Genomic DNA, 24,654 nt, shown 5'->3' on the forward strand with positions numbered 1-24,654 from the left:
CACAAAAGGTGGTGCGGTATCAGCCGCGATACTGGCCGGGCGTAGCCGCCAGGTGTTGCTTGAAGGCACGCTGGAAATGCGCCTGGTCGGCAAACCCGCTGTCCAGCGCGACGTCGGCGATCAGCTTGCCTTCGCGCAATTGGCGCCGGGCAAACTGGATCCGGCGGTTGACCAGGAAGGCGTGGGGCGTCATCCCGTAATGGCGCTTGAAGGCTCGGCTCAGGTAGGACGGCGACAGTTGCGCGGCGGTGCAGATGTCTTCCAGCTTCAAGGCTTCGCTGCAATGGTCGTGGATAAACTGCGCCGCACGCATCAGGCCCGGATGGCTGCCCCGGTCCGGGCGACCGGCAGGGTTGAGCCGTTGTTGCAGGTCGATGAAAAATGCCTCGGTGGCGGCGTGCTTGTGGTGCGTGTCGAGCTGCTCATCCACCAATTGCTCATACAACCTTCCCAATGCGGCAAACAGCTCCACATCGCGGCTGTGCGTGGTGGCGAAGCCCTGGAAATCCAGGCTTTCGTCAAAGCCGATACGGCGCTGCAAGTCTCTGAGCCACTGGGTGTCGACGTACAGCATCACGTAGGACCACGGTTGATCGTCGATCGGGTTGCACGCGTGGACGTCGCCCGGGTTCATCAGCACCACCGTGCCGCTTTCCACCTGGAAATTCGAGCGTTCGTGAATGTAGGTGCTGCGCCCGGCGGTGATCGCGCCGATGGAAAAGTGGTCATGTGAATGGCGCGAATAGCAGACCTTGCGTCCATCACCGATGGCCCGGGCTTCGATGAAGGGCAGGGCCGCGTCGCGCCAGAAGCGTGGGGCGTCGTCATGGGGGGCGTGCTTCATCGGTCAGCGTCCTCGTCTTGAACCTGAGTGGCAGTGTATTAGTCCTGACCGGTAAATGCCCGTCGGATTTAGCCCGTTCGGTTTGAAGGGCTGGGGTCCTGGACTAGACTTCATGAAGTCCTGCCAATGGAGTTTCCGATGCTTGCGCCACGCAAACCGGACGACGAAGCCGCTCGCCTCAAGAATCTGCACTCGCTCAAGCTGCTTGATACCGCACCCGAAGAGCGGTTTGACCGCCTGACCCGCCTTGCCCGACGCCTGTTTGACGTGCCCATCGCGCTGGTGTCGCTGGTGGACGCCAACCGGCAGTGGTTCAAGTCCAGCGCCGGCCTGGACGCCAGCGAAACCTCGCGGGAGATTTCCTTCTGTGGGCATGCGATTTTGCAGGATCAGATCCTGGAGATCTGCGACGCGGAACAGGATGAGCGCTTCCACGACAACCCACTGGTCACGGACAAGCCTGGCATTCGCTTCTATGCGGGGCATCCGCTGGGGATGGAGGACGGCAGCAAGCTCGGCACGTTGTGCCTGCTCGACACCAAGCCGCGCAAGCTCAATGACGAAGAGCGCGAACTGTTGCGCGACTTGGCCCGCATGGCCGAGCAGGAAATGGTCGCGGTGCAGATGGCGAGCATGGACGAGCTGACGCTGCTGTCCAATCGGCGTGGCTTCAGGATGTTGGCCCAGCATGCGTTGAATGTGTGTGATCGCTTGTCGCGACCGGCGACGCTGCTGTTCTTCGATCTCAACGACTTCAAGCCGATCAACGACCGTTATGGGCACGCCGAGGGCGACAACGCGCTGAAAACGTTCGCCGATGTGCTGCGTATCGCCTTTCGCGAAAGTGATGTGATCGGCCGCCTGGGCGGTGACGAATTCGTGGCGTTGCTCACCGGTTCTTCCCATGTCGAGATAGCGGCAATCATGGCGCGGCTCCAGGAAATCCTCGATGAGCGCAATGCGATGTTGCAGCGTGGCTATGACATTCGTTTCAGTGTCGGCCAGATCGAGTACGACCCCCAGCGTCATCAGTCGATCGACCTGCTACTGGCGGACGCGGATGCGGCGATGTACACACAGAAACAGGCGCTACGCAGCTAGCACAGGCTGATCCCTGTGGGAGCGAGCTTGCTCGCGAAGGCGTCGGCACAGTCAATATCAATGCCAGCAGACCCACCGCCATCGCGAGCAAGCTCGCTCCCACAGGGGGGGTTGCAGTGGGCATAAAAAAACGCCGCATGGCCTTTCCAGGACAAGCGGCGTTTTTGCTGCAACGTGAAGATTACTCTTCGATGTTGCCCATGGCGGTGGTGTTGAAGCCGCCGTCCACGTACATGATTTCACCGCTGATGCCCGACGCCAGGTCCGAGCACAGGAAGGCGCCGGCGTTGCCGACTTCTTCGATGGTGACGTTGCGACGCAGCGGGGTTTGCGCTTCGTTGGCGGCCAGCATCTTGCGGAAGTTCTTGATGCCGGAAGCGGCGAGGGTGCGGATCGGGCCTGCCGATACGCAGTTGACGCGGGTGCCGTCCGGGCCCAGGGAGCCGGCCAGGTAACGGACGCCGGCTTCCAGGGAAGCCTTGGCCATGCCCATGACGTTGTAGTTCGGCATGGTGCGCTCGGCGCCCAGGTACGACAGGGTCAGCAGGCTGCCGTTGCGGCCTTTCATCATTTCGCGACCGGCCTTGGCCAGGGCCACGAAGCTGTAGGCGCTGATGTCGTGGGCAATGCGGAAACCTTCGCGGGTGGTGGCTTCGGTGAAGTCGCCGTCCAGTTGGTCGCCCGGGGCGAAGCCCACGGAGTGCACGATGCAGTCCAGGCCGTCCCACTTCTTGCTCAGTTCTTCGAAGACCTTGGCGATTTCTTCATCGCTGGCCACGTCGCACGGGAAGCACAGCTCAGGGCTCGAACCCCAGCCCTGTGCGAACTCTTCGACACGACCCTTGAGTTTGTCGTTCTGATAAGTGAAGGCAAGCTCAGCGCCCTCGCGATGCATGGCGGCGGCGATGCCGGATGCGATGGACAGCTTGCTGGCGACACCGACGATCAGTACGCGCTTACCGGCGAGAAAACCCATGTGTTGCTCCTCTTTCAGGTTATTCGGCAGTTGTTGGGGCCAGGAAGGCGGCCTCCAGCAACTGCTGTGTATAGGGGTGCTGCGGCGCGGCGAATATGCTGCGGGCATCACCTTGTTCGACCACTTGGCCATGCTTGACCACCATCAACTGGTGGCTCAGCGCTTTGACGACAGCCAGGTCATGGCTGATAAACAGGTACGTCAGGTTGTACTTGGTTTGCAACGACCGCAACAGCTCCACCACTTGGCGTTGCACGGTACGGTCCAGGGCCGACGTCGGTTCATCCAGCAGAATCAACGCCGGCTTGAGCACCAGGGCCCGGGCAATGGCGATACGCTGCCGTTGCCCTCCGGAAAATTCATGGGGGTAGCGGTTCCGGGTTTCCGGGTCCAGGCCTACCTCCTTCAATGCCGCTATTATCGCTTGTTCCTGTTCGGCTTCGGTGCCGATCTTGTGGATCCGCAGGCCTTCGCCGACGATCTGGCTCACACACATCCGTGGGCTCAGGCTGCCAAACGGGTCCTGAAACACCACTTGCATCTCCCGGCGTAGCGGCCGGACTTGTTGCTGCGTCAGGCTATCCAGCTGCTTGCCTTCGAAACGGATCCCGCCCTGGCTGCCGATCAACCGCAGGATTGCCAGCCCCAGGGTGGATTTGCCGGAACCGCTTTCGCCGACGATGCCCAGGGTCTGGCCCTGGGGCAGGCTGAAGCGGATACCGTCCACGGCCTTGATGTAGTCTACCGTGCGCTTGAACAGGCCTTTCTTGATCGGGAACCAGACTTTCAGGTCCTCGACCTGCAACAGCGGCGGGCCGACGACGTTGCTCGCCGGGGTGCCGCTGGGTTCAGCGCCCAGCAGTTCCCGAGTGTACGGATGCTGCGGTGCCCGGAACAACTCTTCGCACGATGCCTGTTCGACGATGCAACCGCGCTGCATGACACATACGCGATGCGCAATTCTTCGCACCAGGTTCAAATCGTGGCTGATCAGCAGCAGCGACATGCCCAATCGCGCCTGCAATTCCTTGAGCAATTGGAGGATTTTCAACTGGACGGTGACGTCCAGCGCGGTGGTCGGCTCGTCGGCAATCAGCAGTTCCGGCTCGTTGGCCAGGGCCATGGCGATCATCACCCGCTGGCGCTGGCCGCCGGATAGCTCGTGGGGCAGGGCCTTGAGGCGCTTGTGGGGTTCGGGAATGCCAACCAGCTCCAGCAACTCAAGGGTCCGGCGGGTCGCGACCTTGCCGCTCAGGCCCTTGTGGATGCCGAGCACTTCATTGATCTGTTTTTCAATGGAGTGCAGCGGGTTGAGGGATGTCATCGGCTCCTGGAAAATCATCGCAATCCGGTTGCCACGGATATGACGGATGGTTTTTTCCTTCAAACCCAGCAAATTCTGGCCGGCGTACTGGATGGTCCCGGTGGGGTGATGGGCCAGCGGGTAAGGCAGCAACCGCAGGATCGAATGGGCGGTAACCGATTTGCCCGAGCCGCTTTCACCCACCAGGGCCAGGGTTTCGCCGCGCTTGATATCGAAGCTGACCCCCTCGACCACGCGCTGGCGGCGTTCGCCGACAATGAACTCCACCGCCAGGTCGCGTACTTCGATCAGATTGTCCTGGTTCATTTCACTTCCTCGGATCGAAGGCATCGCGAGCGGACTCGCCGATGAACACCAACAGGCTCAACATCAGGGCCAGCACGGCGAACGCGCTGATGCCCAGCCATGGCGCCTGGAGGTTGGATTTGCCCTGGGCCACCAGCTCGCCGAGGGACGGCGCGCCTGGCGGCAGGCCGAAGCCGAGGAAATCCAGGGCGGTGAGGGTGCCGATGGCGCCGGTGAGGATGAACGGCATGAACGTCATGGTCGAGACCATGGCGTTGGGCAGGATGTGGCGGAACATGATCGCGCCGTTCTGCATGCCCAGCGCCCGGGCAGCACGCACGTATTCCAGGTTGCGCCCGCGCAGGAACTCGGCACGGACCACATCCACCAGGCTCATCCAGGAAAACAGCAGCATGATGCCCAGCAGCCACCAGAAGTTGGGCTGGACGAAACTGGCCAGGATGATCAGCAGGTACAGCACCGGCAACCCGGACCAGATTTCCAGGAATCGTTGGCCGGCCAGGTCCACCCAACCGCCATAGAAGCCCTGCAGGGCGCCGGCGATCACGCCGATGATCGAGCTGAGCACGGTCAGCGTCAGGGCAAACAGGACCGAGATGCGGAAGCCATAGATGACCCGGGCCAGGACATCGCGACCCTGGTCGTCAGTGCCCAGCCAGTTCACGGAAGAGGGCGGCGCCGGGGCCGGGACCTTCAGGTCGTAGTTGATGCTCTGGTAGCTGAACGGAATCGGTGCCCACAGCACCCAGGCGTCCTTGGCCGCCAGCAGTTCGCGGATATAGGGACTCTTGTAGTTGGCTTCCAGCGGGAACTCGCCGCCGAAGGTGGTTTCCGGGTAGCGCTTGAGGGCCGGGAAGTACCAGCCATTGTCGTAATGCACCACCAGCGGCTTGTCGTTGGCGATCAACTCGGCGCCCAGGCTCAGCCCGAACAGGATCAGGAACAGCCACAGGGACCACCAGCCACGCTTGTTGGCCTTGAACAGTTCGAAGCGGCGGCGATTGAGAGGGGACAGGTTCATCTCAATGCTCCCGGCTTTCGAAGTCGATGCGTGGATCGACAAAGGTGTAGGTCAGATCGCCGATCAGTTTCACCACCAGCCCCAGCAAGGTGAAGATGAACAGGGTGCCAAACACCACCGGGTAGTCGCGGTTGATGGCCGCTTCGAAACTCATCAGGCCCAGGCCATCGAGGGAGAAGATCACTTCCACCAGCAGGGAGCCGGTAAAGAAAATCCCGATGAATGCCGAAGGGAAGCCGGCGATCACCAGCAGCATGGCATTGCGGAATACGTGGCCGTAGAGCACTCGATGGCGGGTCAGGCCCTTGGCCTTGGCGGTGACCACGTATTGCTTGTTGATTTCGTCGAGGAAGCTGTTCTTGGTCAGCAGGGTCATGGTGGCGAAGTTACCGATCACCAGGGCGGTGACGGGCAAGGCCAGGTGCCAGAAGTAATCGAGGATCTTGCCACTCATGCTCAATTCGTCGAAATTGTTGGAGGTCAGCCCGCGCAACGGGAACCAGTCGAAATAGCTGCCGCCGGCAAACACCACGATCAGCAGGATGGCGAACAGGAATGACGGGATCGCGTAGCCGACGATGATGGCCGAGCTGGTCCAGACATCGAAATGGCTGCCGTGCCGCGTGGCCTTGGCGATCCCCAGCGGGATCGACACCAGGTACATGATCAGCGTGCTCCACAACCCCAGGGAGATGGACACCGGCATCTTTTCCTTGATCAGGTCGATGACCTTGGCGTCGCGGAAGAAACTGTCGCCGAAGTCCAGGTGGGCGTAGTTCTTGATCATGATCCACAGGCGTTCGGGTGCCGACTTGTCGAAGCCGTACATGCGCTCGATTTCCTTGACCAGCCCCGGGTCCAGGCCCTGGGCGCCGCGGTAGGAGGAGCCTGCCACCGACACTTCGGCACCGCCGCCGGCAATGCGGCTGGTGGCGCCCTCGAAGCCCTCGAGCTTGGCGATCATCTGTTCCACCGGCCCGCCGGGCGCGGCCTGGATGATGACGAAGTTGATCAGCAGAATGCCGAACAGGGTCGGGATGATCAGCAGCAGTCGCCGAAAAATATAAGCCAGCATTTCGTTACTCCACGCTCGCAGGGGCGGCGATTTGCTGCTCGATGACCTGCTTCTCTACTTCATCGGCCGGCTTGACCTCCGGCTTGACCCACCAGGTGGTGGTGCCGATGTCATAGGTGGGCGTGATTTTCGGATGGCCGATGTGGTTCCAGTAGGCCACGCGCCAGGTCTTGATGTGCCAGTTCGGGATCACGTAGTAGCCCCATTGCAAGACCCGGTCCAGCGCACGGGCGTGGGCCACCAGGCTCTTGCGCGAATCGGCGTTGATCAGTTGTTCCACCAACTGGTCCACGGCCGGATCTTTCAGGCCCATGGTGTTGCGGCTGCCGGGCTTGTCGGCGGCGGCGGACATCCAGAACTCGCGTTGTTCGTTACCCGGCGAACTGGATTGCGGGAAGCTGCCTACCACCAGGTCGAAGTCCCGGGAGCGCACGCGGTTGATGTACTGGGACACGTCCACGCGGCGGATCACTAGGTCGATGCCCAGGTCGCTCAGGTTGCGCTTGAACGGCAGCAGCACCCGTTCGAACTCGGTCTGGGCCAGCAGGAACTCCAGCACCACCGGTTTGCCCTGGGCATCGACCATCTTGTCGTCGACGATGCGCCAGCCGGCCTCTTGCAGCAATTGGTAGGCCTTGCGCTGCTGGTCGCGGATCATGCCGCTGCCGTCGCACATCGATGGCTGGAAGGCGTCAGTGAAGACCTGTTCGGGAATCTTGCCGCGCAGGGGCTCGAGGATCTTCAACTCGTCTTCGCCGGGCAGGCCGGTGGCAGCCATTTCCGAATTCTCGAAATAGCTGCGGGTGCGGGCGTAGGCGCCGTTGAACAGTTGCTTGTTGGTCCACTCGAAGTCCAGCAGCAGGCTCAAGGCCTTGCGCACCCGTATGTCCTGGAAGATCGGCCGGCGCAGGTTGTAGACAAAGCCTTGCATGCCGGTGGGGTTGCCGTTGGGGATCTGTTCCTTGATCAACCGGCCTTCGGTCACGGCCGGGATGTTGTAGGCATTGGCCCAGTTCTTGGCGGTCATCTCCAGCCAGAAATCGAACTGCCCGGCTTTCAAGGCCTCGACCGCGACGGTGTTGTCGCGGTAGTAATCGGTAGCCAGTACGTCGAAATTATAGAAACCGCGATTGACCGGCAGGTCCTTGCCCCAGTAGTCCTTCACCCGCTCATAGCGGATCGAGCGTCCGGCCTTCACTTCGGCGACCTTGTAGGGACCGCTGCCCAGGGGGATTTCCAGGTTGCCCTTGCTGAAGTCGCGCTCGGCCCACCAGTGCTTCGGCAATACCGGCAGTTGGCCGAGGATCAACGGCAGTTCACGATTGTTGGTGTGCTTGAACTTGAACAAGACCTTGAGCGGGTCTTCGGCGATGACGTCGGCGACGTCGCTGTAATAGCCGCGAAACATCGGCGCGCCGTCCTTGGTCAGGGTCTGGAAGCTGAAGACCACGTCCTCGGCGCGCACCGGATGACCATCGTTGAAACGGGCTTCGGGGCGCAGGTAGAAACGCACCCAGCCATTGTCCGGGGCTTTCTCGATTTTTTCGGCGATCAGGCCATATTCGGTGAACGGTTCGTCCAGGCCCTGCTTGGCCAGGGTGTCGTAGATCAGGCCGATGTCGTCGGCCGGTACACCTTTGCTGATGAACGGGTTGAGGCTGTCGAAGCCGCCAAAACCGCCCTGGCGGAAGATCCCGCCTTTGGGCGCGTCCGGGTTGACGTAGTCGAAGTGCTTGAAGTTCGCCGGGTACTTCGGCGGCTCGTTGTACAAGGTCACGGCATGCTGCGGCGCGGCACAGGCCAGCCCGGCGAATAACAGGCTGCTGGCCTGCAGGAGCAGGGCGCGTAAAGGCTTCATTGATCTTTCTCCGAAGATTTCAGCCACCATGCGCTCAGGCCCAGGGTGTAGGGCGGCGTGGTGACGAAGGCGAACCGGTTGCGGTACGCCAGGCGATGATAATTGAGATACCAGTTGGGAATGCAGTAATGCTGCCACAGCAGCACGCGATCCAGGGCCTTGCCGGCGGCGACCTGTTCGTCACGGGTCTGGGCGGCGAGCAGCTTTTCCAGCAGATGATCGACCACAGGGTTGGCGATCCCGGCGTAGTTCTTGCTGCCCTTGACCCCGACCTGGCTGGAGTGGAAGTACTGCCATTGTTCGAGGCCCGGGCTGAGGGTCTGGTTCAAGGTCAGCAGGATCATGTCGAAGTCGAATTGGTCCAGGCGCTGCTTGTACTGGGCGCGGTCCACCGTGCGTAGTCGGGCCTGGATGCCGATGCTGGCGAGGTTCTCGACGTAGGGTTGCAGGATGCGCTCCAGGTTCGGGTTCACCAGCAGGATTTCGAAGCTCAGGGGCTGGCTGTCGGCGTTCAGCAGGCGTTGGCCGTTGAGGCTCCAACCGGCTTCTTTCAATAACCCCAGGGCTTTGCGCAGGGTTTCCCGGGGGATGCCGCGACCGTCGGTCTTGGGCAAGCTGAAGGGTTCGGTGAGCAGTTTGGGCGGCAATTGTTCCCGGTATGGCTTGAGCAGCAGCCATTCATGGCCCACCGGCAGGCCGGTGGCGGAGAACTCGCTGTTGGGGTAATAACTGAGGGTGCGCTTGTAGGCGCCGCTGAACAGGGTGCGGTTGGTCCACTCGAAATCGAACATCAGCCCCAGGGCTTCACGCACCTTGACCTCGGCAAACGTGCCGCGTCGGGTGTTCATGAACAGGCCCTGGGTCTGGGTCGGGATCTGGTGGGGAATCTGCGCCTTGATCACGTCGCCGCGCTTGATCGCCGGAAAGTCATAGCCGTTGGCCCAGTTCTTGGCCTGGTGTTCGATGTAGATGTCGAACTCACCGGCCTTGAAGGCTTCGAAGGCAACTTCGCTGTCACGATAGAACTCCACGTCCATGCGGTCGTAGTTGTACTTGCCACGATTGACCGGCAGGTCCTTGCCCCAGTAATCCTTGACCCGTTCGAACACCAGTTGGCGGCCTGGTTGCACTTTGGTGATGCGATACGGCCCGCTGCCCAGGGGCGGTTCGAAGGTCGTTGCCTTGAAATCGCGGCCTTTCCAGTAATGCTGGGGCAACACCGGCAGTTCACCCAGGCGCAGGATCAGCAGCGGATTGCCCGCGCGCTTGAAGACAAAGCGGATTCTCAGTGGATTGAGAATGTCGACACGCAGCACTTCCTGCAGGTTGGTGCGGTATTGCGGGTGACCGTCCTTGAGCAGCGTCCTGTAGGAGAACGCCACGTCATAGGCGGTGATGGGCACGCCATCGTGAAACCGCGCTTCGGGGCGCAGGTTGAACACCACCCAACTGCGGTCTTCGCTGTATTCCACCGACTGGGCGATCAGGCCGTAGCTCGACGTCGGTTCATCACCGGACGGCGCGTACTGGCCGGTGCCGACCATCAGTGGTTCGTTCAGCTCATTGATGCCGTATTGCAGGAAATTGGGTGTGGAAACCGGGCTGCTGCCCTTGAACGTGTAGGGGTTGAGCGTATCGAAGGTGCCGAATGCCATGACTCGCAAGACACCGCCCTTGGGCGCTTGCGGGTTGACCCAGTCGAAGTGGGTGAATCTGGCCGGGTACTTGAGCGTGCCGAACTGCGCATAGCCATGGCTTTCGCTGATGGTTGCGCTGGCGGGAGAGCTCAAGGCCAGGCTGATCAGGAGCAAGAGGAGGGGACGTATCAAGTCTGAGATCCGATCCAGGCGGCTTGGGCTTTTATGGCCTGTACAGTAACAGCTTGTATCGGCAGGAAAAAGGCGGGGTTTAGAGGGGATGCCAGTCAGCTAAGCGGATACCTGTGGGAGCAAGGCTTGCCCGCGATGAACGATATCGCGGTTCAACTGTTAAACCGCGGTGTGGCCATCGCGGGCAAGCCTTGCTCCCACAGGCCTTGCCCCCACAGATGAGTCCCCTCACCACACAACGCTCCCCGGTCACCTCAGTGCGGGGAGTAGACCGTCAGCATCTGCCCAGGCTTGAGGGCCTTGCCCATCCGTGGGTTCCAGCGCTTGAGGTGCTGCATTTCCACGTTGAAACGCTTGGCGACGACGTACAGCGAATCACCTTGCTTGACCTTGTATTGGGTCTGCTTCTTCTGGTCCTTGCTATTGGCGGCCACCACGGTGCTGATGCGCTTGCTGGTGGCCTTGCTGGCCTTGGCGTCCTGCATCACCAGGGTCTGGCCGACCTTGAGCTTGTTGCCGCTGAGTTTGTTCCAGCGTTGCAGGTCTTTGGTCTGGACGTTGTTGGCCTTGGCGATCTGGGCGAGGCTTTCGCCGCGCTTGACTCGGTAGGTACGCCGGGCGCCTTCCACGTCGCTGTCGTCGGCTGTCTCGAACACCGGCTTGAGCGAGCGCTGGCTTATCAGCTCTTCGGGGCGCATGGTCGACAGGCTGGCGGTCAGCAACTGGGCCTTGGACGTGGGCACCAGCAGGTGCTGGGGGCCGTCGATGGTGGTGCGCTGCTTGAAGGCCGGGTTGAGCTGGAACAGCTCGTCTTCGTCGATGTTGGCCACCGCCGCGACCTTGGACAGGTCCATGCGCTGGTTGATCTCGACGACCTGGAAATAGGGTTCGTTGGCGATCGGGTTGAGGTTCACGCCATAGGCATCGGGCGAGAGCACCACCTGGGACAGCGCCAGCAACTTCGGCACATAAGCCTGGGTTTCGCTGGGCAGCGGCAGGTTCCAGTAGTCGGTGGGCAGGCCAAGCTTCTCGTTGCGCTCGATGGCGCGGCTGACCGTACCCTCGCCGGCGTTGTAGGCGGCCAGCGCCAGCAACCAGTCGCCGTTGAACATGTCGTGCAGGCGCGTCAGGTAGTCCAGGGCGGCCGTGGTGGAGGCGGTGATATCGCGACGCCCGTCATAGAAGCGGGTCTGGCGCAGGTTGAAGTAACGCCCCGTGGACGGGATGAATTGCCACAGGCCCACTGCGTTGGCCCGGGAATAGGCCATGGGGTTGTAGGCACTCTCGATCACCGGCAGCAACGCCAGCTCCAGCGGCATGTTGCGCTCTTCGAGGCGTTCGACGATGTAATGGATGTACAGGCTGCCACGCTCACCGGCGTTTTCCATGAAGGAAGGGTTGCTGGCGAACCACAGGCGCTGTTGCTCGATACGTGGATTGACGCCGGCCGTTTCCTGCAGCTGGAAACCCTGGCGCATGCGCTCCCAGACGTCCTGGGGTACTTGAGGGCTGGGTTTCTCACTGAGCCATACCGGCTTCTGTTTGGCGCGAGCGGCGATATTCGGCGTGTGCGCCGCGTCGGTCTGCGGCAGCTGGCTCGTGCTCTGGCAGCCCGCCAATGTGGCGGACACGGCCACCGCAATGGCTTGAGCCAAGCGGGTCAATGTGTCTGACTGGACGGACCTGCGTATAGATGACGACATTGGCTGGAAGTAAGTTCCGGGCAAAAATGTCGGCCGATTCTAGGAAGCGCACCCCAACAGGTCAACCTTTCAGAATTTTTGTATCAATCGATAGCTGCCTTAGAACGTATCTTTCCAAGCCCTCAAGGCCGCAAAAACCTCACTCGGCGTCTGGTTTCGCTGGCCGTTCCGTTCGTCTGCTTTTTGTTTAACAGATGTTTCAGTCGTGCGCAGGAACGGGTTGGTGAGTTTTTCCAGGGCCAGGGTCGAGGGTAGCGTCATGATGCCTTCGCTGCGTTGCCGGCTGACTTTTTCCAGGCGGGCGGCGACGTCCGGGTTGCCGGGCTCCACGGCGGCGGCGAACTTCAGGTTGCTGAGGGTATATTCATGGGTGCAGTAGACCAGCGTATCTTCAGGCAGGGCGGCGAGGCGACTGAGCGAATGGTGCATTTGCGCAGGCGTGCCTTCGAAGAGCCGGCCGCAACCGGCGGCGAACAGGGTGTCGCCACAGAACAGCAGGCCGTGATGGTAGTAGGCGATGTGCCCCAGGGTATGGCCAGGCACGGCATAGACATCGAAGTCCCAGCCGAGCACGCTGACCGTGTCGTTGTCATGCAGGGCCTTGTCCCGCGCCGGGATGTTTTCGCTGGCCGGACCGTAAACGGTGGCGTTCGTCGCATTCTTCAGCGCCTGGACGCCGCCGACATGATCATGGTGATGATGGGTGATCAGGATGTCGCTCAGGACCCAGCCCGGATGGGTCTCGAGCCAGGCCTGCACCGGCGCGGCGTCACCCGGGTCGACCACGGCGCAGCGCTGGGTGGCGTGGTCCTGTAACAACCAGATGTAGTTATCGGTGAATGCGGGCAGGGCACTGATCTGTATCATCGTGGAATTCGCCAAGCGGAAAACAAAGGCGCATCTTAGAACTTCCTGACGCGTTGGAGAATGCAATGACCGATGAAGCGTTCGCTCAGGCTGATCCTGACTGGCTGGCGTTGATCAGCGCCGCCCGTGAATGGCTGTCCGGCCCTGTCGGGCAATTTTTGCTGGAAGAAGAACGGCACATGCTCGAAGACGAGTTGGGCCGGTTCTTCGGCGGCTACCTGGTGCACTACGGGCCTTCGGCGCAAACGCCGCCGTCGGCACCGCAAGTCCAGCGCAACGTGCGCCTGGGAGCGCCGTTGCCCGGGGTGGAAATCGTCTGTGAAGAGCAGGCCTGGCCGTTGAGCGAGCATGCCGCCGACGTGGTGGTCATGCAGCACGGCCTGGATTTCTGCCTGTCGCCCCACGGTCTGTTGCGTGAAGCCGCCAGCAGCGTGCGCCCTGGCGGGCACCTGTTGATCATCGGCATCAATCCCTGGAGCGCTTGGGGCTTGCGTCATGTGTTTGCCCACGACGCCTTGCGCCAGGCCCGCTGCATCTCGGCGTCGAGGGTCGGCGACTGGCTGAACCTGCTGGGTTTTGCGCTGGAGAAACGCCGCTTCGGGTGCTATCGTCCGCCGCTTGCGTCGCCCAAGTGGCAGGCGCGCCTGGCCGGCTGGGAGCGCAAGGCCGGTGACTGGCAGCTGTCCGGCGGCGGTTTCTACCTGTTGGTGGCACGCAAGATCGCGGTCGGGCTGCGCCCGGTGCGCCAGGCGCGACGCGAGCCGATGGGCAAGCTGATTCCCTTGCCAATGGCCAAGGTCAATCGTCGCCACATCGAGCCGTAACCTTTTTCGATGGTTCTTGCCGGCATTGGGCTGCGGGTGTTGTCGGGCCCGATCGGCGGGCCTTTGCATTTTTTTGGATAGATTGGCATGAGCGATAGCGTAGAACTCTTCACTGATGGCGCCTGCAAGGGCAACCCCGGTCCAGGCGGCTGGGGCGCGTTGCTGGTGTGCAAGGGCGTGGAGAAGGAACTCTGGGGCGGCGAAACCAATACCACCAACAATCGCATGGAGCTGATGGGCGCCATTCGTGGCCTGGAAGAGCTCAAGCGGCCTTGCGATGTGTTGCTGGTGACCGACTCGCAGTACGTCATGAAGGGCATCAACGAGTGGATGGCGAACTGGAAGAAACGTGGCTGGAAGACGGCGGCGAAGGAACCGGTAAAAAACGCCGACCTCTGGAAGCTGCTGGATGAACAGGTCAGCCGCCACAACGTCACCTGGAAATGGGTGCGCGGCCACATCGGCCACCACGGCAACGAACGGGCCGACCAGTTGGCCAATCGTGGGGTCGATGAGGTTCGGGGCTTCAAGCAGGCCTGATTCAGCCGGATGTACCCTCCTGTGACGAGGCGCTTGTGTGGGAGCAAAGCTTGCTCGCGACACCGGCGCCCCGGTTTTCCTGAAAGACCGCATGATCTTCATCGCGAGCAAGCTTTGCTCCCACAGTGTTTGCTTTTCGCTCATCACTTGCTTCCACCAGCCTGGCTCCCAGGTAAATCCCCTTGCCACAAGAGCGTGTTAAGATCCGCGCTTTTGCAAGACTGCCCGCTGAGAGCTGAACACTGATGGCCAACAGATCTGTAGTACTGGATACCGAAACCACCGGCATGCCGGTGACCGATGGTCACCGGATTATTGAAATCGGTTGTGTCGAGCTGATCGGCCGGCGCCTGACCGGTCGCCATTTCCACGTTTACCTGCAACCGGATCGCGAAAGTGACGAGGGCGCCATCGGCGTGCACGGCATCACCAACGAATTTCTGGTGGGCAAGCCGCGTTTCGCCGAAGTGGCCGATGAGTTCTTCGAATTCATCCGGGGCGCGCAGTTGATCATCCACAACGCGGCGTTCGACGTCGGGTTCATCAACAACGAATTCGCCCTGATGGGCCAGCACGACCGGGCTGACATTACCCAGCATTGCACCATCCTCGATACCCTGATGATGGCCCGGGAACGTCACCCTGGGCAGCGCAACAGCCTCGACGCCTTGTGCAAGCGCTACGGCGTCGACAACTCCGGTCGTGAACTGCACGGCGCCTTGCTCGACTCCGAGATCCTGGCCGACGTCTACCTGACCATGACCGGCGGCCAGACCAGCCTGTCCCTGGCCGGTAACGCCTCGGACGGCAACGGTACCGGTGAAGGCTCTGGCAACCAGGCCACGGAAATCCGGCGTTTGCCCGCTGACCGCCAACCATCGCGGATTATCCGCGCCAGCGAGAGCGACCTGGCCGAACATGCCGCGCGTCTGGAAGCCATCGCCAAGTCCGCAGGTGCTCCGGCATTGTGGACGCAGTTGGCCGAGTCGCAGGCTACGGCGAACTGACCCGTTGCTCCCCTGTCACTCTCTTTCGTTTCATTTCTCGCCACAATCGCCACGACCTTCTAACCTGAGGTAACGGGCAGGCTACGGATCCCGCTTGATGTGTGAAGATTTGAAAGGCAAGGGCAATGGATGGCACCACGCCGTTGGTTGTCTCAAGGAATGAGGACCTTCCCCAGTATGCAACCGGTCATGAATCCCAAACACCCCGGGTTGTCGGTGCGCATCGTCGATGACGGCTTTGCCGCCTATATCTGGGGCAGTGACTTCAGCTTCGAAGTCAGCGACTACGCGACGGCGCAGATCGGCCGGCCCGTCAACCAGTGGCCGGTGACGCCCATTGTTCCCTATCGCAAGTGCTATGGCATCGATCCCGAGGAATTCAGCAGCTTCCGCAATGCCCCGGACAGCGAGATCTTCATGGCTTATCTCGACGACCAGCCCGTGGGGCATCTGGTGGTCAGTACCAACTGGAACGGCTATGCCCACATCGACGAGTTGGCGGTGCATGCGCCAGCCCGTCGCCACGGGGTGGCCAAGGCGTTGCTCGATGTCGCCCAGTTCTGGAGTCGCAAGAAAAAACTGCCGGGCATCATGCTCGAGACCCAGAACAACAATCTGGGTGCCTGCCGGCTCTATGAGCGTTGCGGCTACGTGCTCGGCGGTATCGATCACCTGCGCTATCGCGGCATTGACCGGCATACCGACGAAGTGGCGTTGTTCTGGTACCGGCTGTTCGATGATCCGCTGGGCATGTCGATCAGTGGCTCAGCAACGCCTCGGCTTGTTCCGTAACCCGTTCCAGCAGCGATTGGACGGCGGGTGAGGGCTGCGTGCCGTTCAGGCTCAGGGCATAGAGACCAATCGCAATGGCGGGCGATACCGGGCAGACGTCCAGGCCACTGCCCTTGGCGCCCGAGGCCGTGAACGGGTCGACGATGGCAAGGCCTTCGCCGGCCTCGACCATGGCGCGCATCATCTGATGGGTCTGGACGCGGATCTGGATCATTGGCGCCGGACGCAGCGCCGCCAGTTTATGCTCGAAGGCAGGGCTCAGTGGGTCATGGCCATCCAGGCCTACCAACGGCTGGCCCGCCAGGTCCTGGAGCGAAATGTATTTCTGTCGTGGTTGCAGCCAGCCGTGAGGTGCCAGCAATTGCAGTTTGCCTTGGGCGATCATCTGGCAATGGATGTCGGGATGCTCGGGGTCGTGCAAGCTCAGGCCCAGGTCGCTTTCACGCAACAGCAGGCTGTGGACGATGTCGCGGGTCGGTTGGCTGAGCAGGGTGCAAGGCGCATCCGGATGGCGGCGACGCAGGGCGGCGATGCTCTGGGGCAGCAACTGCTGGGCCAGCGGCGGGGTGCAGATAATGCGCAAGGGTGGCGCCTGATAGTGTTTCAGGCTGCTGGCCAGGCGCTGCACCGGTTCGAGGGTGTCGTACACCCGCGTGATGCCGTCGCGCAGTTCGAGAGTTTCCCGAGTCGCCTGCAAGCGCCCGCGCACACTGGCAAACAGCATGAAGCCCAGCTGCGCCTCGGCATCGCGCAGGATCGCCTCGACCTCTGCCACTGGCAATTGCAGCCATTCGGCCGCCGTGCCGAGGTGGCCGGTCTGCAGCAGCGCCTGGATCACTTCGATGTGGCGTAAACGCATGCAAGAAGTCCGTGTTCGGCGGGTGAGTCATTGAGTGGCCGAATCCTAACCCAAGTTCGGGCGTGACTTCTGCTCATAACTGCCAGTTATGAAGCTATTTGCGTTTCGGTGGGTGCTTGAGCTTGCAGTGGCGTTTCCGGTTCGCGTGTCAATTCGACTTGAGATTGCACCAGAACAAATTTGCCGTCGTCGCGTTTGTTGACGCGATCGCCGATAGCCAGCTTATAGGTGGTGACAGGCTCCTTGCCGTTTCCGTCGGGCGACGGGGTCGATTCATGGAACTCATGCACCAGATAGACGCGACCTTCGACGTCCCGCGCATGAAATTGTCCGACAAGTACTGCTGCCATTGCTTAGAACCTCTGGAAATAAATCACTCGATTTGCGGTTCTGTAGACCCTGGTCAAGCGCGGTAAGTTTTCCTACATGAAAAAAATAGTCCAGCCGGCCGGTTTTTGTCGCTCCACTGGTCCAATTGTCACCCCGATCATCTATAACTACAGGCTCCTTTGAGCCGACAGTCGAGAAGCCTCTCATGAGTAATGTCTACACAGTGGCCGTTTTAGTGGGCAGCCTGCGCAAGGCATCGATCAACCGTAAGGTCGCGCTGGCACTGGCTGACCTGGCGCCAGCCAACCTCAAACTGAACATCGTCGAGATCGGCGAGTTGCCGCTCTACAACGAAGACATCGATGTTTCCCCTCCGGCAGCCTACAGCACTTTCCGTCAGCAGGTGGGCGCGGCCGACGCTTTGTTGTTCGTCACGCCTGAGTACAACCGCTCGGTACCGGCGCCGCTGAAAAACGCCATCGACGTCGGCTCGCGTCCCTACGGCCAGAGTTGCCTGAGTGGCAAGCCGGGCGCGGTGATCAGTGCTTCGCCGGGCGCCATCGGTGGTTTTGGTGCCAACCATCATTTGCGCCAGTCGCTGGTATTCCTTGACGTTCCCTGCATGCAGCAGCCGGAAGCCTACCTGAGCGGTGCCGGGACGGCGTTTGACGAGGCGGGCAACCTGTCGGAGTCGGTACGGCCCTTCCTGCAGACGTTCATCAATGCCTACGGCAAGTGGGTCGAGCAACACAAGAAGGCTTGATCTCTTTGCACAGCTTCAAGCCAAGCACCTTTGTGGCGGAGTGATTTTCTGTGGGAGCAAGGCTTGCCCGCGATGGCCGCAGCGCGGTTTACCAGTTGAACCGCGATATCGTTCATCGCGGGCAAGCCTTGCTCCCACAGTGGGAAAGCCTCCCTCGCGACATCGGCCATTCATCTGCGCGCTTTACTGGATATTCGAATTTCCATATATTCGCCCCTTCGCACCACCAGGCCGTTCTTCGTCACGTCTGATTCCCACTTTTCTATCCTTCTTCCAAGGCTGTTGCGCATGCTGATCGCGTCATTGATTTTCCTGCTGACCATTACGTTGGTGATCTGGCAGCCCAAGGGGCTTGGCGTCGGCTGGAGCGCGACGCTCGGCGCGCTGCTGGCGTTGTTGAGCGGGGTGGTGCAGGTCGGCGACATTGCGCTGGTCTGGCAGATCATCTGGAACGCCACCGGTACGTTTGTCGCGCTGATCATCATCAGCCTGCTGCTGGACGAGGCCGGCTTCTTCGCCTGGGCGGCCTTGCACGTGGCCCGTTGGGGAAAGGGCAGCGGGCGCAAGCTGTTTGCGTTCATGGTGCTGCTGGGCGCGCTGGTGTCGGCCCTGTTTGCCAATGACGGGGCGGCGTTGATCCTGACGCCCATCGTGATTTCGATGCTGCTGGCGTTGCGGTTTTCCCCGGCGGCGACCCTGGCATTCGTGATGGGTGCCGGTTTCATTGCCGACAGCGCGAGCCTGCCGCTGGTGGTGTCGAACCTGGTGAACATCGTCTCGGCGGACTTCTTCGGCATTGGCTTCAACCGCTACGCGGCGGTCATGGTGCCGGTGAACCTGGTCAGTGTGGCGGCCAGCCTGGCGATCTTGCTGTGGTTCTTTCGTCGCGACATCCCGCGCGACTACGACCCCGCTCAACTGGATGATCCGGCGACGGCGATCCACGATAAGGCAACGTTTTATGCCGGCTGGGTGGTGCTGGTGATCCTGCTGCTGGGCTGCTTTGCGCTGGAGCCGCTGGGGATTCCCATCAGCGCGATTTCCGCGGTCTGTGCTGCGTTGCTGCTGGCTGTCGCGGCCCGCGGCCACAAGATTTCCACCCGCAAGGTGATGAAGGAAGCGCCCTGGCAGATCGTGATTTTCTCCCTCGGCATGTACCTGGTGGTCTATGGCCTGCGCAATGCCGGGTTGACCGGCTACCTGGCCCATTGGCTCGACGGCTTCGCCGAATATGGCGTGTGGGGTGCGGCCATGGGCACCGGCGTGCTGACGGCGTTGCTCTCGTCGGCCATGAATAATTTGCCGACGGTGCTGGTCGGCGCCTTGTCCATCGATGCCAGCCAGGCCACCGGGGTGGTGAAGGAGGCGATGATCTACGCCAACGTCATCGGCAGCGACCTGGGCCCGAAAATCACCCCGATCGGCAGCCTGGCGACTTTGCTGTGGCTGCATGTGCTGGAGCGCAAGAACATCCAGATCGGCTGGGGGTACTACTTCAAGGTCGGGATCGTACTGACAGTGCCGGTGTTGCTGGTGACATTGGCAGCGCTGGCGGTGCGGTTGTCACTCTAGACCGAGTTGGCTTCATCGCGAGCAAGCTCGCTCCCACATTGGAATGCATTCTCCTCTATGAATGTGCTCCCCTGTGGGAGCGAGCTTGCTCGCGATGAGGCCCTGGCAGACACTCCAAAGCTCAGCTGTTTTGGCCCGGCACATCCGGCCAGAGATCGGCCACCAGGAATAGCCGCTCGGCTTCTTCCCACTCCCCCTCGGCATTTTCAGTCAGGCGCACCATCAGTTGCGCTGGCGCCATCGGGTCAAGGTCCAGTCGCCAGGCGTCCAGTTGCGCGGTGCTCCAGGTCTGCTCCGCCGGATAATGCGCCGGGGCCAACCAGGCGGCGCGGGGCAGGGGTTGCCAGCGCCCAGGTGGGCGCTGGGCGACGAATGCAGGCCAATCCCGCTGATGCAGCCAACTGCCCCGCAAATGCCGGGGATGCGCACCGGTCGGCGGGTCGGCGTGGCCCGGCCAGGGGTAGAGCAGGTAGCCGCCGAGCCAGAGCTCGGAGCGGAACACCTCGAGGCCGGTCGGCTCAATGCCCAATGCTGCCAAGGCCTCGCGGCTTTCCGGGCGCGCCGAGATGGGGAGCTGGTGCTCGCGCAAATGCGCCAGTTTACGGTCGAGTCGGTCATGACAGCCCGGCCCGAGCCACTGCGCGGTGTCCCGGCCATCCCCTTGCTGCGGGCCGAGGTACAACTTGATCGCCAACTCCAGATGATGGATGCCGTCACGATCGCGCAGCAGCAGGTCCAGTTCGCCCAGCGTATGGCCTTCGTGGCGGATCGGCAGGTTCGCGGCAATCAGCTCGATGCCAGGAGCGTGCTGCACGGCAAACTGCCACAGCCTTTCGTAATACAGGCCCAGGCGTCGCGTCCGTCCCAGGGACAGGCAGTGCAGCAGCGGGTAGCTGTCGCGGTCCAGTTGTCGCAGCCAGTGCTCCAGCTGATCAGGCGCCTGTACCCAGTCGCTGCCGGCCAGGGGATGGCGCTGGGGCCAGGGCGTGTCGATGAGCATCGGCGGGGCGATGATCGCCCACGCGAGGTCGCGCACTTCGGGATGGCGAAGGCGGCGGGGCAAGTCCAGCAATTCAGGGAACAGGATCATTTTGCGAGCATAGCTGCTGCGAAAGGCTTAAAGGATTTTGTCTATGGAGCGCTTTCGCCCATAATCGTGGTTTTCGCCCGTCGCAGACCCTCGCAGGAGCCTCATGGAGCAATTTCGCAATATCGGCATCATCGGTCGCCTGGGCAGTTCGCAGGTGTTGGACACCGTTCGCCGTCTCAAACGTTTCCTCCTGGAGCGACACCTGCATGTGATCCTCGAAGATACCATCGCCGAAGTCTTGCCGGGCCATGGCCTGCAGACGTCGTCGCGCAAGATGCTGGGCGAGGTCTGCGACATGGTGATCGTGGTCGGCGGCGACGGCAGCCTGCTGGGGGCCGCCCGGGCCCTGGCGCGGCACAATATCCCGGTGCTGGGGATCAACCGGGGCAGCCTGGGGTTCCTCACCGATATCCGCCCTGACGAGCTGGAAACCAAGGTCGCCGAGGTGCTGGACGGCCACTACCTGGTGGAAAACCGCTTCCTGCTGCAAGCCGAGGTCCGTCGTCACGCCGAGGCCATCGGCCAGGGCGATGCCCTCAATGACGTGGTGCTGCACCCTGGCAAATCCACGCGCATGATCGAATTTGAGCTGTACATCGACGGCCAGTTCGTCTGCAGCCAGAAGGCCGACGGCCTGATCGTCGCGACCCCGACCGGTTCCACGGCCTACGCGCTCTCGGCCGGCGGACCGATCATGCACCCCAAGCTCGACGCTATTGTGATTGTGCCCATGTACCCCCATACCTTGTCTGGGCGACCGATTGTGGTCGATGGCAACAGTGAGCTGAAAATCGTCGTGTCCAAGGATATGCAGATCTACCCGCAAGTGTCCTGTGACGGCCAGAACCATTTCACCTGCGCGCCGGGTGACACCATCACCGTCAGCAAGAAAGCGCAGAAGCTGCGCCTGATCCATCCGCTGGATCACAATTACTATGAAGTCTGCCGGACCAAGCTCGGCTGGGGCAGTCGGTTGGGGGGTGGAGGCGACTGATGCTCGATCCTGCGCGCAGTTACGATTTGATCGGTGACGTGCATGGATGCGCCCTGACCCTGGAACACCTGCTGGACCGACTCGGTTACCACAAGCAGGGCGGGGTCTGGCGGCATCCGTCGCGCATGGCTGTGTTCCTGGGGGACATCATCGACCGTGGCCCGCGGATTCGCGAGGCGCTGCATATCGTCCACGACATGGTCGTGGCCGGCCAGGCGCTGTGCATCATGGGCAACCACGAGTTCAACGCCCTGGGCTGGAGCACACCGGCTTTGCCCGGCAGCGGCCAGCGCTACGTGCGCGAACACACGCCGCGTCATGCTCGCCTGCTCAACGAGACCCTGACCCAGTTCGAGCAGCATCCCGGCGACTGGCATGACTTTCTCAAGTGGTTCTACGAGCTGCCGCTGTTTGTCGACGCCGGCCGGTTCCGGGTGGTGCATGCCTGTTGGGATTCGGGCCTGATCGAACCGCTGCGTGGCCTGTTCCCGGACGGTTGTGTCGACGAGCATTTCCTCCAGGCCTCGGCGCAACCGGGCAGTTTTGCCAGCACGGTGTTCGATCGTTTGCTACGTGGCACCGACATGCGCCTGCCCCATGGCCTGACGCTGACCGGTGGCGATGGCCTGACCCGTTCGTTTTTTCGCACCAAGTTCTGGGAAGACAACCCGCAGACCTACGGCGACATCGTCTTCCAGCCCGACGCCTTGCCAGAACCGGTGGCCCGCACACCGCTGTCGCCGGATGAAAAAAACAACCTGCTGCGCTATGGCGTCCATGAACCGTTGCTGTTCGTCGGCCACTATTGGCGCAGCGGCAAGCCCGCGCCCATTCGCCCGAACCTGGCCTGCCTGGATTACAGCGCGGTGCTCTACGGCAAGCTGGTCGCCTATCGCCTCGACCAGGAAACCCGCCTGGATCCGCACAAGTTCGTCTGGGTGGATGTCGAGCGGCCGGAGGTGGTGCAATGAGCGTCGTCGCGGTTTTGCGCCTGCCCTTGGCAGTGGACCTGAGCGGCTTCGTCAAGTTGCTGCAACGCATGCAGGTGCCCCATCGCGTCAGTGAAGAGGCGGGCGAGCAGGTGCTCTGGGTGCCGGATGAAATCAGTGAGGACGTGCGTTCGTTGTACGCGCGTTTTCCCGCTGGCGATCCCGACCAGCAGTTGGAGCTGTCAGACACGGGTGGCACTTCCCGGCGGGCGGGGTTTGTCCAGCAACTGACGCGCAGCCCAGTGACGGCCGTGGTGTTGTTGCTGAGCCTGATCGTCAGTGCGGTCACCCTGCTAGGGGAAAATCTTGAGGCCCTGCGCTGGCTGACCTTCCTCGAATTCCGCGTCGTTGGCGACTACATCCAGTTCACGCCGTTGGCCGATAGCCTGGCGGCGGGGCAGTGGTGGCGCCTGGTGACACCGATGCTGATTCACTTCGGCTTCCTGCACATCGCCATGAATGGCATGTGGTACTGGGAACTGGGACGGCGGATCGAGGCGCGCCAGGGTGGCATCAACTTGCTGGGGCTGACGCTGCTGTTCAGCCTCGTCTCCAATTTCGCCCAGTACTTTTTCAGCGGCCCGACGTTGTTCGGTGGGTTGTCGGGGGTGTTGTACGGCCTGCTGGGCCATTGCTGGATCTACCAATTGCTCGCACCGAACCCGGCCTATCACTTGCCCCGTGGGGTGTTGGTGATGATGCTGGTGTGGTTGCTGCTGTGCCTGTCCGGGCTGGTTTCGCTGATCGGTTTCGGTGAAATCGCCAATGCGGCCCACGTCGGCGGGCTGCTCGTCGGATGCTTCACGGGTTTGTTGGGCGGGCTGTTCGCTCGCCGTAAAATGGCCCTTTGACCGGCGCCTGTGCCTTTTGAGAATGCGCGATTTGCGCGGAGAACCCATGTCTTCCTTCAACGAAATGATCCAGAACATCACACCCGACATCTACCGGAGCCTGAAACTGGCGGTGGAAATCGGTAAATGGGCCGATGGCAACAAGCTCACCGCCGAGCAACGCGAACTGTCGTTGCAGGCGATGATCGCCTGGGAAATCCAGAACCTGCCCGAAGAGGAGCGCACTGGTTACATGGGCGCGCAGGAATGCCATTCGAAGTCCACTGAAGTGCCGAATATCCTGTTCAAGTCGGACGCCATCCATTGATCGAGATTGGCCGCGGTGCAATCAGCAAGATGTCGGCGCGCCTTGACGGGCCGACCGTTCAATACGCCTTTCGCCTGGGCGATGTCGAGGTGCCGGTCAATCCGTTGATCGGTAGCACGGTGCGCCTGGAGTACCTCGGTGCGATCCACTGCACCCACTGTGGACGCCGGACCAAGACCAGCTTCAGCCAGGGGTATTGCTACCCCTGCATGACCAAGCTGGCCCAGTGCGACCTGTGCATCATGAGCCCCGAGCGTTGCCATTACGAGGCGGGCACCTGCCGCGACCCGGCCTGGGGCGAGCAGTTCTGCATGACCGATCATGTGGTCTACCTGGCCAATTCCTCGGGTGTGAAAGTTGGCATCACTCGCGCCACGCAATTGCCGACCCGCTGGCTGGACCAGGGCGCCAGCCAGGCGCTGCCGATCCTGCGGGTCGCCACCCGCCAGCAATCGGGGTTTGTCGAAGACCTGTTCCGCAGCCAGGTGGCGGACAAGACCAACTGGCGCGCCTTGCTCAAGGGCGACGCCGTGGCGGTGGACCTGCCGGCGATCCGTGACTCGCTGTTCGAAAGCTGCGCCCAGGGATTGCAGGGGTTGCAGGAACGATTCGGCCTGCAAGCGATCCAGACCATAGCGGACGTCGAACCCATCGAGATCCGTTATCCGGTGGAGCAATACCCGGCCAAGATCGTCAGCTTCAACCTGGACAAGAACCCGATCGCCGAAGGCACGCTGCTGGGGATCAAGGGCCAGTACCTGATTTTTGACACCGGCGTGATCAATATTCGTAAATACACGGCCTACCAGCTCGCCGTGCATCAGTAGAAGGA

Annotated in this window: 24 protein-coding genes; 12 read left to right on the top strand and 12 right to left on the bottom strand. The window is 61.7% G+C overall.

Features of this window, described 5'->3' with window-relative positions; translation table 11 throughout:
- Window positions 1–19: 19 nt before the first annotated feature.
- Window positions 20–844 (bottom strand): helix-turn-helix transcriptional regulator, encoded by an 825-nt coding sequence (locus tag F7R20_RS26315; protein WP_003202755.1) that lies wholly within the window; start codon window positions 842–844, stop codon window positions 20–22.
- A 138-nt stretch (window positions 845–982) separates the two neighbouring features.
- On the opposite strand from F7R20_RS26315, the gene F7R20_RS26320 reads away from it, so the two are divergent.
- Window positions 983–1,945, top strand: a complete 963-nt coding sequence (locus tag F7R20_RS26320) for a GGDEF domain-containing protein (RefSeq protein ID WP_003202753.1) — start codon at window positions 983–985, stop codon at window positions 1,943–1,945.
- Between the two features lie 181 nt (window positions 1,946–2,126).
- Here the strand turns inward: F7R20_RS26320 and fabI are convergent, their stop codons facing one another.
- From fabI to gloB, 8 genes are all read right to left on the bottom strand, one after another.
- Window positions 2,127–2,921 carry an enoyl-ACP reductase FabI gene (gene fabI, locus F7R20_RS26330; protein ID WP_003202751.1) on the bottom strand — a complete coding sequence of 265 codons (795 nt, stop codon included), beginning with the start codon at window positions 2,919–2,921 and terminating at the stop codon, window positions 2,127–2,129.
- A 19-nt stretch (window positions 2,922–2,940) separates the two neighbouring features.
- The gene (locus F7R20_RS26335; protein ID WP_003202738.1) at window positions 2,941–4,551 is read right to left on the bottom strand and encodes an ABC transporter ATP-binding protein; all 1,611 of its coding nucleotides are present in this window, start codon (window positions 4,549–4,551) and stop codon (window positions 2,941–2,943) included.
- 1 nt (window position 4,552) lies between these two features.
- Window positions 4,553–5,572, bottom strand: a complete 1,020-nt coding sequence (locus tag F7R20_RS26340; protein WP_003202737.1) for an ABC transporter permease — start codon at window positions 5,570–5,572, stop codon at window positions 4,553–4,555.
- Window position 5,573: 1 nt separating this feature from the next.
- Window positions 5,574–6,647 (bottom strand): microcin C ABC transporter permease YejB, encoded by a 1,074-nt coding sequence (locus tag F7R20_RS26345; RefSeq protein WP_003202736.1) that lies wholly within the window; start codon window positions 6,645–6,647, stop codon window positions 5,574–5,576.
- A 4-nt stretch (window positions 6,648–6,651) separates the two neighbouring features.
- Window positions 6,652–8,505, bottom strand: coding sequence for an extracellular solute-binding protein (locus F7R20_RS26350; RefSeq protein ID WP_003202735.1), 1,854 nt, complete (start codon window positions 8,503–8,505; stop codon window positions 6,652–6,654).
- Complete coding sequence (locus F7R20_RS26355) at window positions 8,502–10,334, bottom strand: extracellular solute-binding protein (protein WP_003202734.1); 1,833 nt, start codon at window positions 10,332–10,334, stop codon at window positions 8,502–8,504. The genes F7R20_RS26350 and F7R20_RS26355 overlap by 4 nt, the downstream gene beginning before the upstream one ends.
- A 254-nt stretch (window positions 10,335–10,588) precedes the next feature.
- Window positions 10,589–12,037: a transglycosylase SLT domain-containing protein gene (locus F7R20_RS26365; protein ID WP_003202732.1), complete on the bottom strand. Its 1,449-nt coding sequence runs from the start codon at window positions 12,035–12,037 to the stop codon at window positions 10,589–10,591.
- A 99-nt stretch (window positions 12,038–12,136) separates the two neighbouring features.
- Window positions 12,137–12,904: a hydroxyacylglutathione hydrolase gene (gloB, locus tag F7R20_RS26370; protein WP_003202730.1), complete on the bottom strand. Its 768-nt coding sequence runs from the start codon at window positions 12,902–12,904 to the stop codon at window positions 12,137–12,139.
- Between the two features lie 65 nt (window positions 12,905–12,969).
- Between gloB and F7R20_RS26375 the strand changes: the two genes are divergently transcribed.
- The 4 genes from F7R20_RS26375 (at window position 12,970) to F7R20_RS26390 (ending at window position 16,067) form a co-directional block, all read left to right on the top strand.
- Window positions 12,970–13,728 (top strand): class I SAM-dependent methyltransferase, encoded by a 759-nt coding sequence (locus F7R20_RS26375; protein WP_003202728.1) that lies wholly within the window; start codon window positions 12,970–12,972, stop codon window positions 13,726–13,728.
- An 87-nt stretch (window positions 13,729–13,815) separates the two neighbouring features.
- On the top strand, window positions 13,816–14,268 hold the full coding sequence (gene rnhA, locus F7R20_RS26380) for a ribonuclease HI (protein WP_003202727.1): 453 nt from the start codon (window positions 13,816–13,818) through the stop codon (window positions 14,266–14,268).
- Between the two features lie 245 nt (window positions 14,269–14,513).
- On the top strand, window positions 14,514–15,275 hold the full coding sequence (gene dnaQ, locus F7R20_RS26385; protein WP_003202725.1) for a DNA polymerase III subunit epsilon: 762 nt from the start codon (window positions 14,514–14,516) through the stop codon (window positions 15,273–15,275).
- Window positions 15,276–15,452: 177 nt separating this feature from the next.
- Window positions 15,453–16,067, top strand: coding sequence for a GNAT family N-acetyltransferase (locus F7R20_RS26390; RefSeq protein ID WP_003202723.1), 615 nt, complete (start codon window positions 15,453–15,455; stop codon window positions 16,065–16,067).
- On the opposite strand, the gene F7R20_RS26395 is transcribed toward F7R20_RS26390, so the two are convergent.
- Together F7R20_RS26395 and F7R20_RS26400 are read right to left on the bottom strand one after the other, a co-directional pair.
- A complete protein-coding gene (locus tag F7R20_RS26395) occupies window positions 16,033–16,926 on the bottom strand; it encodes a LysR family transcriptional regulator (RefSeq protein WP_003202721.1) in 894 nt (297 codons plus the stop codon). The genes F7R20_RS26390 and F7R20_RS26395 overlap by 35 nt on opposite strands.
- Before the next feature lie 86 nt (window positions 16,927–17,012).
- Window positions 17,013–17,276 carry a hypothetical protein gene (locus tag F7R20_RS26400; RefSeq protein WP_003202719.1) on the bottom strand — a complete coding sequence of 88 codons (264 nt, stop codon included), beginning with the start codon at window positions 17,274–17,276 and terminating at the stop codon, window positions 17,013–17,015.
- Between the two features lie 185 nt (window positions 17,277–17,461).
- On the opposite strand from F7R20_RS26400, the gene F7R20_RS26405 reads away from it, so the two are divergent.
- On the top strand, window positions 17,462–18,019 hold the full coding sequence (locus tag F7R20_RS26405) for an NADPH-dependent FMN reductase (RefSeq protein ID WP_003202716.1): 558 nt from the start codon (window positions 17,462–17,464) through the stop codon (window positions 18,017–18,019).
- Window positions 18,020–18,307: 288 nt separating this feature from the next.
- Entirely contained in the window at window positions 18,308–19,591 is a 1,284-nt protein-coding gene (locus tag F7R20_RS26415) for an arsenic transporter (protein WP_003202715.1), read from the top strand.
- 121 nt (window positions 19,592–19,712) lie between these two features.
- Here the strand turns inward: F7R20_RS26415 and F7R20_RS26420 are convergent, their stop codons facing one another.
- On the bottom strand, window positions 19,713–20,681 hold the full coding sequence (locus tag F7R20_RS26420) for a DUF1853 family protein (RefSeq protein WP_003202712.1): 969 nt from the start codon (window positions 20,679–20,681) through the stop codon (window positions 19,713–19,715).
- A 103-nt stretch (window positions 20,682–20,784) separates the two neighbouring features.
- Here F7R20_RS26420 and F7R20_RS26425 point away from each other — a divergent pair, with 103 nt between their 5' ends.
- The 5 genes from F7R20_RS26425 to F7R20_RS26445 are packed head-to-tail and all read left to right on the top strand — an operon-like array spanning window position 20,785 to window position 24,649.
- Entirely contained in the window at window positions 20,785–21,675 is an 891-nt protein-coding gene (locus F7R20_RS26425) for an NAD(+) kinase (RefSeq protein WP_003202709.1), read from the top strand.
- Entirely contained in the window at window positions 21,672–22,646 is a 975-nt protein-coding gene (locus F7R20_RS26430; RefSeq protein ID WP_172681412.1) for a metallophosphoesterase, read from the top strand. The genes F7R20_RS26425 and F7R20_RS26430 overlap by 4 nt, the downstream gene beginning before the upstream one ends.
- The gene (locus F7R20_RS26435) at window positions 22,643–23,515 is read left to right on the top strand and encodes a rhomboid family intramembrane serine protease (protein WP_003202703.1); all 873 of its coding nucleotides are present in this window, start codon (window positions 22,643–22,645) and stop codon (window positions 23,513–23,515) included. The genes F7R20_RS26430 and F7R20_RS26435 overlap by 4 nt, the downstream gene beginning before the upstream one ends.
- A 46-nt stretch (window positions 23,516–23,561) precedes the next feature.
- On the top strand, window positions 23,562–23,822 hold the full coding sequence (locus F7R20_RS26440) for a YeaC family protein (RefSeq protein WP_003202701.1): 261 nt from the start codon (window positions 23,562–23,564) through the stop codon (window positions 23,820–23,822).
- Window positions 23,819–24,649 (top strand): DUF2797 domain-containing protein, encoded by an 831-nt coding sequence (locus F7R20_RS26445; RefSeq protein ID WP_003202699.1) that lies wholly within the window; start codon window positions 23,819–23,821, stop codon window positions 24,647–24,649. Before F7R20_RS26440 ends, F7R20_RS26445 begins: the two co-directional genes overlap by 4 nt.
- Window positions 24,650–24,654 lie beyond the last annotated feature (5 nt).

The sequence above is a fragment of the Pseudomonas brassicacearum subsp. brassicacearum genome (assembly GCF_008801605.1).
GTDB lineage: Bacteria > Pseudomonadota > Gammaproteobacteria > Pseudomonadales > Pseudomonadaceae > Aquipseudomonas > Aquipseudomonas brassicacearum.